Here is a 15,668-nt window from a genome sequence, read left to right as displayed (position 1 = left end):
CCCTGCCCACTCCCCCTCCTGGCGGACCAGGACAATCGGCACCGGCAAGACATCCTCCCGTCCGCTGCCATAGAATGGGCCCCTTCCATGCGCATCCAGAGGACAGATCCCCCCATGCCCAAACTCTTCTTCGCCCTGCCACTGCCCGGCCTGGCCCCCGAGCTGGTCGCCTGGCGCGCCGAGCAGCCCTGGCCCGGCCTGCCGGTGCCGGAGGCAAACCTGCACCTCACCCTGGCCTTTCTCGGGGAAACCGACGAGGCGACCCAGGAGCGCCTGATCGCCGCCGCCGAGCTGCAACACTGCCCGCCCTTCACCGTTCGACTGGATCAGACGGGCTGGTTCGCCCGCGCCAAGGCCGCCTGGGTGGGGCCGAGGGAGTGGCCGAACGAGCTGAATGTATTGGCCAGGGCCCTGCGCCGTCACGGCGAGAAGCTGGGGCTCGGCAACGGGGAACAGGGCTATCGCCCCCACGTCACCCTGTCCCGCAAGGCGGGGGAGGCACCGAGCGAACTGCCGGCTCCGGATTTCGCGGTGCAGGCCGATCGCTTCTGCCTCTATCGCTCGGTCAGCACCCCGGACGGGGTCAGCTATGAACCCATCGCCTGCTGGCCCCTGCGGGCGCGCGCCAAGACACAGAAGAGTGAGGAACCGGCCCGATGATCTTCGATCCCCCCCTGCAATGCGGGCAGCTCATCAGCCGCTACAAACGCTTCCTGACCGACGTTCAACTCGAGAGTGGCGAGACCATCACCATCCACTGTGCCAACACCGGGGCCATGACCGGCTGCGCCGATCCCGGCACCCGGGTCTGGTACTCCACCTCAAACAATCCCAAGCGCAAGCTGGCCCACAGCTGGGAGATTGCCGAGAGCCCGGCGGGACACTTCATCTGCGTCAACACCGCCCGTGCCAACCAGATAGCCCGCGAGCTGATCGAGCAGGATGCCATCGCCCCGCTGCGCGGCTATGCCAGGCTGCGCACCGAGGTAAAATACGGGGAGGAGAACAGCCGCATCGATCTGCTGCTGGAAGACGATGACAAGCCGAGCTGCTACATAGAGGTGAAGTCGGTGACCCTGCTCGATGAGCGGGAGCGGGCCGGCATGGGTTATTTCCCCGATGCGGTGACGGCCCGGGGTGCCAAGCACCTGCGTGAGTTGATGGCCATGAAGGCGGCTGGCCACAGAGCCGTATTGTTATTCATGGTGTTGCATTCGGGGATAGATCGGATGCGTCCGGCAACGCACATAGATCCGCACTATAGTCTGCTAATTGAACAGGCGATGGCGGCGGGGGTTGAAATTTTATGCTATCGCCCCCATGTTGGGGTGCGAGGCATGGTGGCTCAAGGCTTTATTCCGTTTGAATCTGACCACCTGCAACCCGAGGGCAGCAAATAAATGCTGGAATGGGTAACATTATTGGTAAGGCTTGTTTGCCTACAGGTTACCCTTCTGCTATAGATACCGCCCTCAATTTATGGATGGCACGAGTCGCGTGCTGAATTAGGAGACAGGGCATGCCAACAGGCGAAAACAGGAAATCTCTGGGCCCCCTGGCCATTGCGGGTGTCGAGCCTTACCAGATGAAAGCTGGCGAGGAGTACATGAATGACCAACAGAAGGTTCATTTCCGCAAGATCCTGGGAGCCTGGCGTAACCAACTGATGCAGGAAGTTGACCGCACCGTTGACCATATGAAGGATGAGGCTGCCAATTTCCCGGATCCCGTCGATCGCGCCGCGCAGGAAGAAGAGTTCGCGCTCGAGCTGCGTACCCGCGACCGTGAACGCAAACTGATCAAGAAGATCGAGAAGACCTTGCTGCTGCTCGAAGACGACGACTTTGGATACTGCGAGCATTGCGGTATCGAGATCGGCATTCGTCGCCTTGAAGCCCGTCCCACCGCCGACCTCTGTGTCGACTGCAAGACGCTGGCCGAGATCAAGGAAAAACAGATGGCTGGCTGAGGCCGACCGTCGACGTGAACAAAGGAAGGGAGCTTGCGAGCTCCCTTTTTTATTGAGATTTTGTCGGGTGCGGCCCAGAATGCAGCCTCAATGCACCGTTTTCCCCGATGATCATGCCCATCACAGCCACCCCAGCCTCCCCGACCCGTCCTTATATAGGCCGTTTCGCCCCTTCTCCGTCCGGCCCGCTCCACTTTGGCTCCCTGGTGGCGGCCCTTGGCAGCTTTTTGCAGGCGAGATCCCGGCAAGGGACATGGCTGGTACGCATCGAGGACATAGATCCGCCGCGGGAGATGGAGGGGGCAGCCCCACTCATTTTGCGGACGCTGGAGGCCCATGGCCTCGAGTGGGATGGGGAGGTGATCTATCAGAGCCAGCGCCATGCCCGCTATGACGAGGTCATCGAGGGGCTCTATCGGGCCGGTCACCTCTACTGGTGTCGCTGTACCCGGCGCGAGATCATGGCCGCCGGCGGCTTCTATGGCGGCCATTGCCGGGAGCTGGGCTTACCACCTTCCGGCTGCGCCGCCCGCCTGCGCCAGCGCCAGCCCGTCTATCACTTCGAGGATGTGCTGCAGGGCCGGATCTCGGTACCGGCGGCCCTGGCGGAGGAGGACTTTATCATCCGCCGCCGGGACGGGCTCTACGCCTACAACCTGGCGGTGGTGGTGGATGACATGGACTGCGGCATCACAGAGATCGTCAGGGGCGCCGATCTGCTGGAGCCCACGGTGCGCCAGATAGCGCTCTACCAGATGCTGGGGGCACCGGTTCCCGCCTGGGTGCATCTGCCGCTGGCGGTGCTGGCCGATGGTCACAAGCTATCCAAGCAGAATCACGCCCCGGCCCTGGATCTCGATGAGGTGAGACCCGCCCTCTGGCGGGCCCTCGCGTTTCTCGGCCAAAACCCGCCCCCCGAGCTGATCGAGGGAACCGTTGCGCAGATGATCTCCTGGGGAATAGCCCACTGGCAGTTGGCACTCGTCCCCCATCAGCAGAAGATTGAGCTGGGGGAACCCGGTGCGGGGAGCACAACCCGCTCGCATTTATAACTAGCCAGCCCAACACCACCTGAGCAGACCACACAGTTTCTCATTTGGCCGGGCCTGAGCTATGATAGGCCGCTATTTTTTGGCCTCCCGTCAATTTGAAGTCATGAAGAGGTGTACCATTTTTTCCCAGATCGCAAACTTTTGCCGCAAGGTGCTCGGCAAGGAAGACGGCGAGCAGTCGATGGAATCCAGCCTGCCGACCCATGTCGCCGGCCAGCGCCGCATTCTGAGCCGTGACCAGCACCCCATCTCGCGCAAAGAGATCAGCGAGAATGCGCTCAAGGTGCTCTACCGCCTGAACAAGGGGGGCTATGACGCCTACCTGGTGGGTGGCGGCGTCCGTGACCTGCTGCTCGGGAAGACGCCAAAGGATTTTGACATCGCCACCAACGCGACGCCGGAACAGATCAAGGCGCTGTTCAGCAACTGCCGCCTCATCGGCCGTCGCTTCCGTCTGGCTCACATCGTCTTTGGTCGTGACGTGATCGAAGTGGCCACCTTCCGGGGTCACCACCATCAGGTCAATACCAGCAAGCACGTGTCGGCCCAGTCTGATGAAGGCATGCTGCTGCGGGACAACGTCTACGGCACCATCGAAGAGGATGCCGAGCGTCGCGACTTCACCGTCAACGCCCTCTACTACAGTGCCAGGGACTTTACCCTGCACGACTTCGAGGGGGGCATCGAGGATCTGGCCGAGCGCAAGCTGGAGCTGATCGGCGATCCCGAGACCCGCTACCGGGAAGATCCGGTGCGCATGCTGCGCGCCGTGCGCTTCGCCGCCAAGCTGGACATGCACATCAGCCCGCGCACCGCCGCCCCCATCAAGGAGCTGGCGCCCCTGCTGCAGGATATCCCGGCGGCCCGCCTGTTCGAGGAGACCCTCAAGCTGTTCCTCGCCGGCGACGGCCTCGCCACCTACAAGCTGCTGCGTGAATACGGTCTGTTCCAGCCCCTGTTCCCCCAGGTTGCCGCCCTGTTCACCCCACATGGCAACTCTCCCTACGAGCAGTTCATCGAGCAGGCCTTGATAGACACAGACAACCGGGTCCGTGAGGAGAAGCGGGTCAGCCCTGCCTTCCTCTACGCCACCCTGCTGTGGGGCGCCGTCGAGGCCCGTGGTCGAGTGCTGGAAAACGAGAGTGGCCTGCCCTGGTACGATGCCTTCATGCTGGCCATCAACGAGGTGCTGGACGCCCAGGTGCGGATCATCGCCGTGCCGCGCCGCTTCACCACGGATGTGCGCGACATCTGGGCGCTGCAGCAGCGACTGACCCGGCGTCAAGGCCGTCACCCCGAGCGCGCCATGGAGCATCCCAAGTTCCGCGCGGCCTTCGACTTCCTGTTGCTGCGCAACCGGGTCGAGCGGGGCCTCGGCGAGCTCGCCAGCTGGTGGGAGCGCTACGTGGCCTCCAACCCGGACGTGCGCCCGCAGCTGCAACGGGAAGCGGGCCGTGGTGAACGCGCGCCGACCGGGGAGCGCAGCGGTGAGAAACGCAGCAGCAACAGCCGCAATCGCCGCCGCCCCCGTCGCCGCAAGCCGAAAGCCGCCGAGTAAGCCCATCCCATGATCGAGGTCTTCGTCGCCATCGGCTCCAACCTGGGGGATCCCCTCGCCCAGGCCAGACGCGCCATCATGGCACTGATGGCGTTGCCGGAGTCTAACCTGGTACAGGCCTCGCACCTCTACGGCAGTCGCCCCATGGGACCGGCGGATCAGCCGGACTACGTCAATGCCGTGGTGCGACTCCAGACCCGGCTCGGCCCCCTGGCCTTGCTGGACCAATTACAGAAGATCGAGCTGGAACAAGGACGTGTGCGCAAGGACGAGCGTTGGGGTCCGCGGACCCTGGATCTGGATCTGCTGCTCTATGGGGAGCAGATCATCCAGCATGAACGCCTGACCGTCCCCCACTACGGCATGAAGGAGCGGGAGTTCGTCCTGCTGCCCCTTGCCGAACTGGCGCCCGACCTGGTGCTGCCCTGCGGCACCCCGCTCGCCGAACTGGTTGCCCGCTGCCCGCGCAATGGTCTGTCGATCCTTGCCGAAGCCACGGACGAGTAGAGAAGTAGGAGCAACGTTATGAGCAAGATAACCACCAGCAGCCTGTTGAAGATGAAGCAAGACGGGCAGAAGATCACCGCCATCACCGCCTATGATGCCAGCTTCGCCAAGTTGTTCGACGATGAAGGGGCCCAGGTGCTGCTCATCGGCGACTCCCTCGGCATGGTGCTGCAGGGGGGAGAAGACACCCTGGGCGTCAACATGGACGAGATGGTCTACCACACCCGCTGCGTGGTGCGCGGCACCAGCAAGGCGCTGGTGGTGAGCGACATGCCGTTCATGAGCTATGCCACCCCGGAGCAGACCTACCAGAACGCCGCCCGCCTGATGGCCGCCGGCGCTCGCATGGTGAAGATGGAAGGGGGCGACTGGCTGTGTGACAGCATCCGCCACCTGACCCGCAACGGCGTGCCGGTGTGCGGCCACCTGGGGCTGACCCCGCAATCCGTACACGTGTTTGGCGGCTTCAAGGTACAGGGGCGCGACGAGTTCCATGCCCAGGAGATGTACCGCCAGGCCCTGGAGCTGCAAGCAGCCGGCATCCAGCTGCTGGTGCTCGAATGCGTGCCGGTCGCCCTGGCCGAGCGCATCACCAAGGCGCTGCGCATCCCGGTGATCGGCATAGGGGCGGGGCCCGCCACCGACGGCCAGATCCTGGTGATGCACGACGCCTTCGGCATCACCTCGGGCTATGTGCCCAAGTTCACCAAGAACTTCCTGGCCGAGACCGGCGACATGCATGCCGCCATCCGTCTCTATGTGAAAGAGGTCAGTGAGGGTACCTTCCCGGGCCCGGAGCACTGCTTCAACTGACTGCCGGCCTCAGGGATGCGAGCGGGGGCCTGAGCCCCCGTTTCGCCATCTGCCGATGACCCACTCCCCCATCTCACTTGGATGTACCCGAAGGTAACTATCGATGCTCGTCGTTAATAATCCCGCCGCCCTGCGCGAACAGATCGGTCAATGGCGCCGTGAAGGTCGCGCCATCGCATTCGTGCCCACCATGGGCAATCTGCATCAGGGCCACCTGACCCTGGTCAACGAGGCTCGCAGCCACGGCGAGAAGGTGGTGGTCAGCATCTTCGTGAATCCCTTGCAGTTCGACAAGGCCGAAGATCTCGCCAACTATCCCCGCACCCTGGAACAGGACTGTGCCGCCCTGCAGGCCGCCGGCGTGGATCTGGTGTTCACCCCGACCCCGGAGCTCATGTATCCCCATGGCCTGGCCAGCCAGACCTTCGTCGAGGTGCCCGGCCTCTCCAGCCTGCTGGAAGGGGCGCTGCGCCCCGGCCACTTCCGCGGGGTGAGTACCGTCGTCACCAAGCTGTTCAACCTGGTGCAGCCGGATGTGGCCTGCTTCGGCCAGAAGGACTATCAGCAGCTGGCGCTCATTCGCAAGATGGTGGACGACATGGCCATGCCCATCGAGATCGTCGGCGTGCCGACCGTGCGCGCCGACGATGGTCTGGCGCTCTCATCGCGCAACGGCTATCTCAGTGCCGCCGAACGTGCCCTGGCCCCGGAACTCGCCCGCACCATGAACTGGATCGCCGAGCAGATCGAGGGAGGGGATCATCACCTGCCCTCCCTAGTGGCCCAGGCGAGTCAGCGTCTGGACAAGGCCGGGTTCCGGACCGATGCCATCGACATCGTCGATGCGGCGACCCTGGAAGCGGCCACCGCCGACAGCGAGCAACTGGTGATCCTGATGGCCGCTTACCTCGGCAAGGCCCGCCTCATCGACAACCGCGTCGTCACGCTTAGCGCCTGATCCCAAGGAGAGACCATGTCCAAGAAGGTTTATTGCATCGCCCAGTTCCAGCCCAAGCCGGGCAAGGAGCAGGCCCTGTTCCAGGTGTTGCAGAGCCTGGAGCCCAACACCCTGCGGGAAGATGGCTGCCAGCAGTACATAGTGACTCGTCACATTCCCAGCCCCTTCGCCGAGGGGGAGAGCTTCCCCATCGTCTTCAACGAGATCTGGCGCGACATGGCGAGCTTCGAGGCGCACTGCCAGCGGGCCGAGATCAAGGCCTTCTTCGAGCGCTACTGCCTCGCCGACGATGGCCTGGCGGCCAAGTGGAACGTCTGCGTCTACAGCGATGAGCCGGAGGGCTACGACGCCCCCGTGCTCTGAAGCCGTCACATCCGAAGAAACAAAAGGCGCCCGCAGGCGCCTTTTTTCATGGTTCAAACACTCAGTGCCGCAGGCCGGTGCCGCGGGAGATGAGCCACCAAGCCAGGCCGTAGAGGGCCACGATGAAGCCGATGATGATGAGGTAAGCGGTGCCGAGCGGCACGTCGGAGATCCCGAGGAAGCCGTAACGGAACGCGTTCACCATGTAGATGATGGGGTTCACCTGGGAGACCCCCTGCCAGAAGGGCGGCAGCAGGCTGATGGAGTAGAAGACCCCGCCGAGGTAGGTGAGCGGCGTCAGCACGAAGGTCGGTATGATGCTGATGTCGTCGAAGGTCTTGGCGAACACGGCGTTGATGAGGCCCCCCAGGGAGAAGAGGATGGCGGTCAGCAGCACTGTGATGAAGACGCTGAACAGATGGTGGATCTGCAGCGGCACGAAGAACAGGGACACCAGGGTGACGATGAGGCCGACGCAGAGGCCACGGGCCACCCCGCCCCCCACGTAGCCGGCGATGATGATGTAGTTCGGCACCGGTGCCACCAGCAGCTCCTCCACGTTGCGCTGGAACTTGGCGCTGAAGAAGGACGAGGCGACGTTGGAGTAGGCGTTGGTGATGACCGACATCATGATGAGGCCGGGCACGATGAACTCCATGTAGCTGAAGCCCCCCATCTCCCCGATGCGGCTACCGATGAGGTTGCCGAAGATGACGAAGTAGAGGCTCATGGTGATGGCCGGCGGCACCAGCGTCTGCAACCAGATCCGGGTGAAGCGCACCACTTCCTTGGTCAGGATGCTCTTGAAGGCGATGTAATAGGTGTTGGTATTCATGCTTTACGCCCCTCTTCCACCAGGTTGACGAACAACTCTTCCAGCCGGTTGGCCTTGTTGCGCATGCTCTGCACCTGCACCCCCTGGGCGGAGAGCTGCTCGAACAGGCTGTTGAGGGACTGGCTCTTGTCCAGCTCCACCTCCAGGGTGCGCTCATCCTGCATGCGGCCCTGGAACTCGGGCACATTGGGCAAGGCGGAGCCCGGCGCCAGATCCAGCATGAAGGTCTCCCGTCCCAGCTTGCCGAGCAGGTTCTTCATGCTGGTGTTCTCGATAAGCCGACCCTTGTCGATGATGCCGATGTTGCGGCACAGCATCTCCGCCTCTTCCAGGTAGTGGGTGGTGAGGATTATGGTGACCCCTTGCTCGTTGAGATCCTTGAGGAAGTTCCACATGGATCGGCGGATTTCTATGTCCACCCCGGCGGTCGGCTCATCCAGGATCAGCAGCTTGGGTTCGTGCATCAGGGCGCGGGCTATCATCAGGCGGCGTTTCATGCCGCCGGACAGGGTACGGGCCGCCATGTCCCGCTTGTCCCAGAGATCGAGCTGACGCAGGTACTTCTCGGCACGCACCTTGGCCTCGGCACTGGGGACGCCGTAGAAGCCGGCCTGATGAATGACTATCTGGCTCACCTTCTCGAACTGGCTGAAGTTGAACTCCTGGGGCACCAGACCGAGCTGGGCCTTGGCCAGTTCCAGCTCCCCATCGATATCGTGGCCGAACACCTTGACCTTGCCGGCGCTCTTGTTCACCAGGGAGCTGATGATGCCGATGGTGGTGGACTTGCCCGCCCCGTTCGGGCCGAGCAGGGCGAAGAAATCCCCCTGCTTGACGCAGAGATCTATGCCCTTGAGGGCCTCGACGCCCCCCTGATAGGTCTTCTTCAGACCGCTGATTTCCAATGCGTTCATTGCAACCCCTGTGATGGATGGGCCCATCTCGAGACAGAAAAGGCGGCCAAGGCCGCCTGCAGGCAGGGGTGATAAAGTCACCCTGCCGTCGCCACTGTTGAGCCTTGCTTATTCTTGCGGAACTACCTTGCCGATGAACGGCAGATTACGATACTTCTGGGCGTAATCGATACCACAGCCCACCACGAATTCGTCCGGGATGGAGAAACCGATCCAGTCCACCGGTACCTGCACTTCCCGACGGGACGGTTTGTCCAGCAGGGTGCAGATGGCCAGGGACTTGGGTTCACGCAGGGAGAGGATCTCGCGCACCTTGTTGAGGGTGTAGCCGGTGTCGATGATGTCCTCGACGATCACCACATCCTTGCCCTTGATGTCGTCATCCAGATCTTTGAGGATGCGCACGTCACGGGTGCTGTGCATGCCGGAGCCATAGCTGGAGGCGGTCATAAAATCCAGAGTGATGGGCAGTTGGGTCTGACGGCACAGGTCGGCCAGGAAGACGCAGGAACCGCGCAGCAGGCCAATCATGACCACCTCATCGGACCCCTGATAGCGCGCGGTGATCTCTTCACCCAGCTTGGCGATCCGGGCGGCAACCTCGGCCTCGGAGATCATCACCTCGACGATATGTTTCATCACATACTCCAATAATGGCCAAAGGGTTATTGGCCGTTCATGTACATCAAAGCCGAGGATTCTACCATTCCAGCCCCGAGGCGTCAGGCATACGTGATGCTTTTATCGGCTTATTTTAATTGATAGAGTTAGCAAGCCTTTCGGCATTATCGGTGACAATACTATAAACACCATAATCAATAACTATTAGATGAAAAAACTATGGAACCACGCGCAGAAATAAGACGTCGAACCCGGCTCTCGCCGGAGGCTCGTCGTGATCAATTGATGGAATGTGCCATCGAGGTATTTTCCCGTCGCGGCATCGGCCGTGCGGGGCATGCCGAGATCGCGGAACAGGCCAAGGTATCGGTCGCGACCGTGTTCAACTACTTCAACACCCGTGAAGATCTGGTCGATGAAGTCCTGGCAGAGATCGAGCGTTTTGTGCAACAGATCCTCGAGCAGGCCTATACCGGTCAGGGGCCGGTCAAGGAGAGTATCCACCGCCACGTCAAACTCTTTGTCGATGCCGCCTATGACAGCCCGGACCATGCCAGTATCTGGCTGGAATGGAGCTCGTCGGTCCGTGAAGAGGTCTGGCCCCGCTACACCCGTCTGCTGGACAAGGCACTGGAGCGCATCGCGCCCCACCTGCAGACAGCCATGGACGATGGCGAGATCCAGAGCGTGCTGTCGGCGCAGGATCTGGCCCGCTCCCTGACCGGGTTTGGCTACGTCATGATGCAGATGATCAATCAGCCCCAGCGCCCGTCCCGGGAAGAGGTGACTGATTTCCTGTTCAAATATGTGACGGCCCCCCTTCAGGTCGCCTAAGCCGCCTCGCCAATGAAAAGCGGCGCTGGACGATGAGTCCGGCGCCGCTTTTGTTTGCCTGGCTGTGAGGATTCAGGGCTTGGCATAACCCCAGCGCTGAGTCAGCGCCTGCTCGATGCCCAGGTGGTCCAGGATCCGCGCCACCATGAAGTCCACCAGATCCTCGATGCTCTTGGGCTCATGGTAGAAACCGGGCGCCGCCGGCATGATGGTCACCCCGAGCCGCGCCAGTTTCAGCATGTTCTCCAGATGGATGGCGGAAAACGGGCTCTCGCGGGGCACCAGGATGAGCTGGCCCCGCTCCTTGATCACCACGTCAGCCGCCCGCTCCAGCAGGTTGTCCGAAGTGCCGTTGGCGATGGCCGAGACTGTACCCATGGAGCAGGGGCAGACCACCATCTGCCTGGGGGCCGCCGAGCCGGAGGCCACCGGCGAGAACCACTCCTCCTTGCCACAGGCCACTATCTGCCCCTCCCTCACGCCGTATTGGCGGCAGAGGTAGGCAGACAGCTCCTTGGGGCTGCCCGGCCAATCCACCTGCTGCTCGGTCTTGAGCACCACCCGGGCGGCCGAGGAGGCCAGCAGATAGACCCTGTAATCGGCTTGTACCAGGCACTCGAGCAAACGCAGTGCGTAAGGGGCGCCGGAGGCCCCCGTCAGCGCCAAGGTGATCTGTTTATCCATGTTAACTCGCGTTCTTCTGCTGGAGGCGGGCGAGCAGCTTGTCATGGATGCCGCCGAAGCCGCCGTTGCTCATGATCAGAATATGATCCCCCGGGCGGCTCTCGGCCACCAGGGCGTCGATCAGGGCGTCTAGCTCCCCGAACACCTGGGCCGGACGGCGCATGTGAGCGGTCACCTCGCCGAGATCCCAGCCGATGTTCGGCGGCTGGAAGAAGAACACCTCGTCCGCACCGTCGAAGCAGCCGGCCAGCTCCTCCTTGTGCACCCCGAGTTTCATGGTGTTGGAGCGGGGCTCCAGCACCGCCAGGATGCGGGCCTTGCCTACCTTGGCGCGCAGGCCGCCGAGGGTGGTCTCGATGGCGGTGGGGTGGTGGGCGAAGTCGTCATAGACGCTGATGCCGGCCACTTCTCCTTTCAGCTCCATCCGCCGCTTCGGGGACTTGAACTGGCACAGTGCGGCAATGCAGTGCTCCACCATGACGCCGGCGTGGCGGGCGGCGGCGATGGCCATCAGGCCGTTGTTGACGTTGTGCTCGCCGATGCACTCCCAGTGCACCTCCCCCTGCTTGACACCGTCCAGCCACACCTCGAACACCGAGCCGTCATCCGCCAGCCTGACCGCCTTCCACTTGGCATCGTCCTGGCCCACCAGCTCAACCTCGCTCCAGCAGCCCATCTCGCGCACGGCACTGAGGTTGTGATCGGCCTGCGGGAACAGCACCCGGCCATTGCTCGGCACGGTGCGCATCAGGTGGTGGAACTGGCGCTGGATGGCGGCGAGATCCGGGAAGATGTCCGCGTGGTCGAACTCCAGGTTGTTCATGATCAGGGTGCGGGGATGGTAATGGACGAACTTGGAGCGCTTGTCGAAGAAGGCGCAGTCATACTCGTCCGCCTCGATGACGAAGAAGGGGGCAGAGCCGAGGCGTGCCGAGACAGGGAAGTTGCCCGGTACGCCACCGATGAGGAAGCCGGGTTCCAGCTTGGCGTATTCCAGCACCCAGCCCAGCATGCTGGCGGTGGTGGTCTTGCCATGGGTGCCCGCCACGGCCAGCACCCAGCGATCTTTCAACACGTGCTCGAGCAGCCACTGGGGGCCCGAGATATAAGGCAGGTTGCGATCCAGCACATACTCCACGCAGGGGTTGCCACGGCTCATGGCGTTGCCGACCACCACCAGATCCGGCGCGGGATCGAGCTGGGACGGATCATAACCCTCGGTCAATTCGATGCCCTGCTGCTCGAGCTGGGTGCTCATGGGGGGGTAGACATTGGCATCCGAGCCGGTCACCCGATAGCCGAGCTGCTTCGCCAACACCGCCAGACCACCCATGAAGGTGCCGCAGATCCCGAGAATATGAATGTGCATACCACTGCCTTGTCCAATGAAGGGAGTGGGCATTCTACCAAGGTCACCGGAATTTGGCAGACCCAAGCTGCCACTGTGGTACCAAGGCTGTCGCAGTGGCCGTGAAATATGGTCATTTGACGGGACATCGCTATAATGTCGGCCTGCAAACTCGACTCCAACATGCTAAAGGAAATGTCATGAGCCTGAACCTGGTACCGGCTGGCAAGAGCCTGCCCGACGACATCTACGTCATCATCGAAATCCCGCAGAACGCCGACCCGATCAAATACGAAGTCGACAAGGACAGCGGTGCCATCTTCGTTGATCGCTTCATGTCCACTCCGATGTTCTACCCGTGCAACTACGGCTACGTGAACGCCACCCTGTCCCTGGATGGGGATCCCGTCGACGTGCTGGTTCCGACTCCCTATCCCCTGCTGGCCGGCTCCGTCATTCGCTGCCGCCCGGTCGGCGTGCTGAAGATGACCGACGAGTCTGGCGAAGATGCCAAGATCGTGGCCGTGCCGCACTCCAAGCTGACCAAGCAATACGACCACATCAAGGATGTGAACGATCTGCCCGAACTGCTGAAGGCCCAGATCCAGCACTTCTTCGAGCGTTACAAAGAGCTGGAAGCAGGCAAGTGGGTCAAGGTGGAAGGCTGGGGCGACAAGGCCGCCGCCGAAGCCGAGATCCTGACTTCCGCCGAGCGTTACGCTGCCAAGTAAGCGTCTGCTCGCGATAAAAAGGCGCCTTATGGCGCCTTTTTGTTTGTCCGTGGCTGACGATCCGGGGGATCCCCCTGGATATAGATGTCGCGGCCGTTGTCGCGATAGGGGCGATAGTAGTCATCACCGCAGCGGTACTCCCCGCCCGCACTGCCCACCAGATCGCAGTTCACCGGCAACACCTCCAGCCACTTCACCGCCTGCTGGAAGCGCAGCCACTCCTGCCACTCGTGTTCGCGCGCCAACCTGTCCCGCAGGGCAAAGGTATCCGCCGGGGAGAGCCCCTGATTGACGATCACCTGGCCCGCCGCCGCCGGCAGGGTGGTCAAGAGCAGCAGGAACATGGCACCAGCTTTCATGGTCGTCCTCCAAATCGAATATTTTCAAAATTAAATTTAAAGCTTTATCAAGTAATTACCAACTAAAGCCTCATTGGAGCAATCCAAATCCCGCTCCCTCACCTAGTTGTTTAATATCAACCGGCGCAGGAAGCATCCCCATGAAACTGGCACAAGCTCTGCTGTGGAGTCTGATGGTTGGCACCTCTTGCGCTCAGGAGGTCAGTTTCAGCTGGCAGTGGCTCTCCGCCGATGGTCAGCAGAAGCACCTGCAACTGAGCACGGACGAGCGCATTCTCTCCGCCAGTCGCCACGAGATGACCCAACTCGATGCCTCCCTCAACTATCCTCTCGAGACGCTCTACTCCTACATCAGCCCGCGCCTCTACAGCAGCATCAACCAGATCAACCAGAGCAGCCCGGAGACCGCCACCAAGTTTCGCAATCTGGAGCAGGCCTTTACCCTGCACGACAACAGCCTGGAGTCGACCCAGTTCTGGCAGGCCTACCGGCAATACCAGGAGGATGCCTTCTACCAGATGCGGGTCTCCCCCTGTGTGCACCCGGCCAACATCAAGCTGCCCTGCGTGAGGCCCAACTACTCCCAGCTGTTCTACCAGTTCAAGGGGGATCTCAAGCCCCTGGCCCAGCAGTTTTCCGCCAAGGATCTGGCCACCAGCGTGCATCTGCTGCAGGAGTGGCTGAACGCCATCCCCACTCCCCCCGAGCAGATGGATCACTTCTCGCCCCCCCTCCAGGCCCTGCAGGACAACAAGGCCGACAGCGACGAGAAGGCACTCCTGATGGCCAGCCTGCTGGCGGAGCTGGCCCCCCAGTACATGCTCAGCATCATCTACCCCAACATCAGCATCGGCAGCGTCTCCCCCGCCTGGCTCGCCATCACGGCGGACAGCGGCCTCGAGGGGGATACGGTAGTGATCGGCAATCAGCGCCACGTGCTGCTGACCGGCTCTCCCCTGCTGGCCCAGCAGATGACCATGGCCCAGATCCCGCTGATCAGTGAACCCCTTTACTAGAATCCACTCCTCAAACCAGTTGATAAGCGGTTGATCTTTATCGACTGCATGCGATTCTAGCGGCCCTTGCCAGGGGGCCGTGTTACAGATGGCCGCGCCGGCAGGATCCACAAGGTGATAACATTTAACACTTTTTAAACAGATCCGATCAGTTTAGGATGTAGGGTGCCTCTTTCCCTCAACCACAAGTCGTTATAACATAACAAAGGAGTGTCATACGGATGAAACATCTCGTACTTACTCTGGCGCTGCTGCCGAGCTTGGTCATGGCCCACAACATCAAGCAATCCGCCCAGGTTCCCCTGGTCAATATCGCCGACAAGGGCGAACTGGTGTTGAAGGACAAGGAGATAAGCTACCAGCCCTGGCAGAGCAAGGTGCTGACCGGCAAGGTATTCTTGATCCAGCACATCGCGGGTCGCTCCAGCGCCAAGGAGCTCAACGGCCCCATGATCGAGGCGATCAAGGCCGCCAAGCTGCCCCATGATCAGTACCAGACGGTCACCATCATCAACAGCAATGACGCCATCTGGGGCACCTCCGGCTTTGTGAAGAGCAGCGCCGAAGACAGCAAGAAGGAGTTCCCCTGGTCCGCCATGATACTGGATGCCAAGGGCATGGCCCGCAACGCCTGGGATCTGACCCCGGAGAGTTCGGCCATCATATTGCTGGATAAAGAAGGCAAGGTGCTGTTCGCCAAAGATGGCCAGCTCGATGCCACCGATATCACCAAGGTGATGGGGCTCATCAAGTCCCATCTCTGAATCAGAGAGAAGGGCGCTGATGGCGCCCTTTCCACAGGGGCTTATGGTTCGTTCCAAGCTGAAAATCGGGTTGTTGCTGCTGGGCTGGTTGTGGTTGCAACCGGCGCTAGCGCAGCATCCGCTGGAAGCGGACCTGCCCGGCCATAGCCACCATTGCCTGATCTGCGCCCTCCACCTGGATGGCAAGCTGGCCCTGACCCCCGGCGCCCTGGCTCCAGCCCAGCCCTTTGTCGCCTACCCGCCCCTCTCCACCGAGATCACCCGCGTCTCGCGTCTGTACAGCCCCCACTACAGCATCCGTGCACCGCCCGCCATTCATCGTCTGTTCGTTTAAATATTTCC

Annotated in this window: 20 protein-coding genes; 14 read left to right on the top strand and 6 right to left on the bottom strand. The window is 61.8% G+C overall.

What is annotated here, in order from left to right; translation table 11 throughout:
* Window positions 1-114 precede the first annotated feature (114 nt).
* The 9 genes from thpR to ACT5M9_RS15695 all read left to right on the top strand — a co-directional run bounded on the left by thpR (window position 115) and on the right by ACT5M9_RS15695 (window position 7,220).
* A complete protein-coding gene (gene thpR, locus ACT5M9_RS15735; protein ID WP_457982415.1) occupies window positions 115-660 on the top strand; it encodes an RNA 2',3'-cyclic phosphodiesterase in 546 nt (181 codons plus the stop codon).
* Window positions 657-1,400: a DNA/RNA nuclease SfsA gene (gene sfsA, locus ACT5M9_RS15730; RefSeq protein WP_457982413.1), complete on the top strand. Its 744-nt coding sequence runs from the start codon at window positions 657-659 to the stop codon at window positions 1,398-1,400. The genes thpR and sfsA overlap by 4 nt, the downstream gene beginning before the upstream one ends.
* Window positions 1,401-1,519: 119 nt before the next feature.
* Complete coding sequence (gene dksA, locus ACT5M9_RS15725) at window positions 1,520-1,969, top strand: RNA polymerase-binding protein DksA (protein ID WP_349921104.1); 450 nt, start codon at window positions 1,520-1,522, stop codon at window positions 1,967-1,969.
* Window positions 1,970-2,082: 113 nt separating this feature from the next.
* Window positions 2,083-3,021 carry a tRNA glutamyl-Q(34) synthetase GluQRS gene (gene gluQRS, locus ACT5M9_RS15720; protein WP_457982411.1) on the top strand — a complete coding sequence of 313 codons (939 nt, stop codon included), beginning with the start codon at window positions 2,083-2,085 and terminating at the stop codon, window positions 3,019-3,021.
* Window positions 3,022-3,124: 103 nt separating this feature from the next.
* The gene (pcnB, locus tag ACT5M9_RS15715) at window positions 3,125-4,579 is read left to right on the top strand and encodes a polynucleotide adenylyltransferase PcnB (RefSeq protein WP_457982409.1); all 1,455 of its coding nucleotides are present in this window, start codon (window positions 3,125-3,127) and stop codon (window positions 4,577-4,579) included.
* Window positions 4,580-4,588: 9 nt separating this feature from the next.
* Window positions 4,589-5,086, top strand: a complete 498-nt coding sequence (gene folK / locus ACT5M9_RS15710; protein WP_457982407.1) for a 2-amino-4-hydroxy-6-hydroxymethyldihydropteridine diphosphokinase — start codon at window positions 4,589-4,591, stop codon at window positions 5,084-5,086.
* A gap of 18 nt (window positions 5,087-5,104) precedes the next feature.
* Window positions 5,105-5,899 carry a 3-methyl-2-oxobutanoate hydroxymethyltransferase gene (gene panB, locus ACT5M9_RS15705; RefSeq protein WP_438550778.1) on the top strand — a complete coding sequence of 265 codons (795 nt, stop codon included), beginning with the start codon at window positions 5,105-5,107 and terminating at the stop codon, window positions 5,897-5,899.
* A 103-nt stretch (window positions 5,900-6,002) separates the two neighbouring features.
* Window positions 6,003-6,857, top strand: a complete 855-nt coding sequence (gene panC, locus ACT5M9_RS15700; protein ID WP_457982405.1) for a pantoate--beta-alanine ligase — start codon at window positions 6,003-6,005, stop codon at window positions 6,855-6,857.
* Between the two features lie 15 nt (window positions 6,858-6,872).
* Window positions 6,873-7,220: a putative quinol monooxygenase gene (locus tag ACT5M9_RS15695; protein WP_457982403.1), complete on the top strand. Its 348-nt coding sequence runs from the start codon at window positions 6,873-6,875 to the stop codon at window positions 7,218-7,220.
* A 61-nt stretch (window positions 7,221-7,281) separates the two neighbouring features.
* Here ACT5M9_RS15695 and ACT5M9_RS15690 read toward each other — a convergent pair whose 3' ends face one another.
* The 3 genes from ACT5M9_RS15690 to hpt form a co-directional block, all read right to left on the bottom strand.
* Complete coding sequence (locus tag ACT5M9_RS15690) at window positions 7,282-8,055, bottom strand: ABC transporter permease (RefSeq protein WP_438550775.1); 774 nt, start codon at window positions 8,053-8,055, stop codon at window positions 7,282-7,284.
* Window positions 8,052-8,969, bottom strand: coding sequence for an ABC transporter ATP-binding protein (locus tag ACT5M9_RS15685; RefSeq protein WP_438550774.1), 918 nt, complete (start codon window positions 8,967-8,969; stop codon window positions 8,052-8,054). The genes ACT5M9_RS15690 and ACT5M9_RS15685 overlap by 4 nt, the downstream gene beginning before the upstream one ends.
* Window positions 8,970-9,077: 108 nt before the next feature.
* Complete coding sequence (hpt, locus tag ACT5M9_RS15680; protein WP_457982402.1) at window positions 9,078-9,608, bottom strand: hypoxanthine phosphoribosyltransferase; 531 nt, start codon at window positions 9,606-9,608, stop codon at window positions 9,078-9,080.
* Window positions 9,609-9,809: 201 nt separating this feature from the next.
* Here hpt and ACT5M9_RS15675 point away from each other — a divergent pair, with 201 nt between their 5' ends.
* Window positions 9,810-10,424, top strand: coding sequence for a TetR/AcrR family transcriptional regulator (locus tag ACT5M9_RS15675; protein WP_457982401.1), 615 nt, complete (start codon window positions 9,810-9,812; stop codon window positions 10,422-10,424).
* A gap of 72 nt (window positions 10,425-10,496) precedes the next feature.
* On the opposite strand, the gene ACT5M9_RS15670 is transcribed toward ACT5M9_RS15675, so the two are convergent.
* Window positions 10,497-11,108, bottom strand: coding sequence for a flavin prenyltransferase UbiX (locus ACT5M9_RS15670; protein WP_457982400.1), 612 nt, complete (start codon window positions 11,106-11,108; stop codon window positions 10,497-10,499).
* 1 nt (window position 11,109) lies between these two features.
* On the bottom strand, window positions 11,110-12,477 hold the full coding sequence (gene mpl / locus ACT5M9_RS15665; RefSeq protein ID WP_457982399.1) for a UDP-N-acetylmuramate:L-alanyl-gamma-D-glutamyl-meso-diaminopimelate ligase: 1,368 nt from the start codon (window positions 12,475-12,477) through the stop codon (window positions 11,110-11,112).
* Between the two features lie 179 nt (window positions 12,478-12,656).
* Here mpl and ppa point away from each other — a divergent pair, with 179 nt between their 5' ends.
* Complete coding sequence (gene ppa / locus ACT5M9_RS15660) at window positions 12,657-13,187, top strand: inorganic diphosphatase (RefSeq protein ID WP_349921090.1); 531 nt, start codon at window positions 12,657-12,659, stop codon at window positions 13,185-13,187.
* A 26-nt stretch (window positions 13,188-13,213) separates the two neighbouring features.
* Here the strand turns inward: ppa and ACT5M9_RS15655 are convergent, their stop codons facing one another.
* Complete coding sequence (locus ACT5M9_RS15655; protein WP_438549164.1) at window positions 13,214-13,546, bottom strand: hypothetical protein; 333 nt, start codon at window positions 13,544-13,546, stop codon at window positions 13,214-13,216.
* A 140-nt stretch (window positions 13,547-13,686) separates the two neighbouring features.
* Here ACT5M9_RS15655 and ACT5M9_RS15650 point away from each other — a divergent pair, with 140 nt between their 5' ends.
* From ACT5M9_RS15650 to ACT5M9_RS15640, 3 genes are all read left to right on the top strand, one after another.
* On the top strand, window positions 13,687-14,562 hold the full coding sequence (locus ACT5M9_RS15650; RefSeq protein ID WP_438549165.1) for a hypothetical protein: 876 nt from the start codon (window positions 13,687-13,689) through the stop codon (window positions 14,560-14,562).
* Between the two features lie 221 nt (window positions 14,563-14,783).
* Window positions 14,784-15,326 (top strand): YtfJ family protein, encoded by a 543-nt coding sequence (locus ACT5M9_RS15645; RefSeq protein ID WP_457982398.1) that lies wholly within the window; start codon window positions 14,784-14,786, stop codon window positions 15,324-15,326.
* Between the two features lie 43 nt (window positions 15,327-15,369).
* Window positions 15,370-15,660 (top strand): hypothetical protein, encoded by a 291-nt coding sequence (locus ACT5M9_RS15640; RefSeq protein WP_457982397.1) that lies wholly within the window; start codon window positions 15,370-15,372, stop codon window positions 15,658-15,660.
* Window positions 15,661-15,668: the final 8 nt, after the last annotated feature.

Source organism: Aeromonas sp. AE23HZ002T15 (genome assembly GCF_054165525.2).
This window is presented reverse-complemented; position numbering and strand designations above follow the sequence as displayed.

Bases quoted from the DNA above. Each gene is read 5' to 3' on its own strand.
- thpR (WP_457982415.1), top strand. From the start codon at position 115: ATGCCCAAACTCTTCTTCGCCCTGCCACTGCCCGGCCTGGCCCCCGAG.
- sfsA (WP_457982413.1), top strand. From the start codon at position 657: ATGATCTTCGATCCCCCCCTGCAATGCGGGCAGCTCATCAGCCGCTAC.
- dksA (WP_349921104.1), top strand. From the start codon at position 1,520: ATGCCAACAGGCGAAAACAGGAAATCTCTGGGCCCCCTGGCCATTGCG.
- gluQRS (WP_457982411.1), top strand. From the start codon at position 2,083: ATGCCCATCACAGCCACCCCAGCCTCCCCGACCCGTCCTTATATAGGC.
- pcnB (WP_457982409.1), top strand. From the start codon at position 3,125: ATGAAGAGGTGTACCATTTTTTCCCAGATCGCAAACTTTTGCCGCAAG.
- folK (WP_457982407.1), top strand. From the start codon at position 4,589: ATGATCGAGGTCTTCGTCGCCATCGGCTCCAACCTGGGGGATCCCCTC.
- panB (WP_438550778.1), top strand. From the start codon at position 5,105: ATGAGCAAGATAACCACCAGCAGCCTGTTGAAGATGAAGCAAGACGGG.
- panC (WP_457982405.1), top strand. From the start codon at position 6,003: ATGCTCGTCGTTAATAATCCCGCCGCCCTGCGCGAACAGATCGGTCAA.
- ACT5M9_RS15695 (WP_457982403.1), top strand. From the start codon at position 6,873: ATGTCCAAGAAGGTTTATTGCATCGCCCAGTTCCAGCCCAAGCCGGGC.
- ACT5M9_RS15690 (WP_438550775.1), bottom strand. From the start codon at position 8,055: ATGAATACCAACACCTATTACATCGCCTTCAAGAGCATCCTGACCAAG.
- ACT5M9_RS15685 (WP_438550774.1), bottom strand. From the start codon at position 8,969: ATGAACGCATTGGAAATCAGCGGTCTGAAGAAGACCTATCAGGGGGGC.
- hpt (WP_457982402.1), bottom strand. From the start codon at position 9,608: ATGAAACATATCGTCGAGGTGATGATCTCCGAGGCCGAGGTTGCCGCC.
- ACT5M9_RS15675 (WP_457982401.1), top strand. From the start codon at position 9,810: ATGGAACCACGCGCAGAAATAAGACGTCGAACCCGGCTCTCGCCGGAG.
- ACT5M9_RS15670 (WP_457982400.1), bottom strand. From the start codon at position 11,108: ATGGATAAACAGATCACCTTGGCGCTGACGGGGGCCTCCGGCGCCCCT.
- mpl (WP_457982399.1), bottom strand. From the start codon at position 12,477: ATGCACATTCATATTCTCGGGATCTGCGGCACCTTCATGGGTGGTCTG.
- ppa (WP_349921090.1), top strand. From the start codon at position 12,657: ATGAGCCTGAACCTGGTACCGGCTGGCAAGAGCCTGCCCGACGACATC.
- ACT5M9_RS15655 (WP_438549164.1), bottom strand. From the start codon at position 13,546: ATGAAAGCTGGTGCCATGTTCCTGCTGCTCTTGACCACCCTGCCGGCG.
- ACT5M9_RS15650 (WP_438549165.1), top strand. From the start codon at position 13,687: ATGAAACTGGCACAAGCTCTGCTGTGGAGTCTGATGGTTGGCACCTCT.
- ACT5M9_RS15645 (WP_457982398.1), top strand. From the start codon at position 14,784: ATGAAACATCTCGTACTTACTCTGGCGCTGCTGCCGAGCTTGGTCATG.
- ACT5M9_RS15640 (WP_457982397.1), top strand. From the start codon at position 15,370: ATGGTTCGTTCCAAGCTGAAAATCGGGTTGTTGCTGCTGGGCTGGTTG.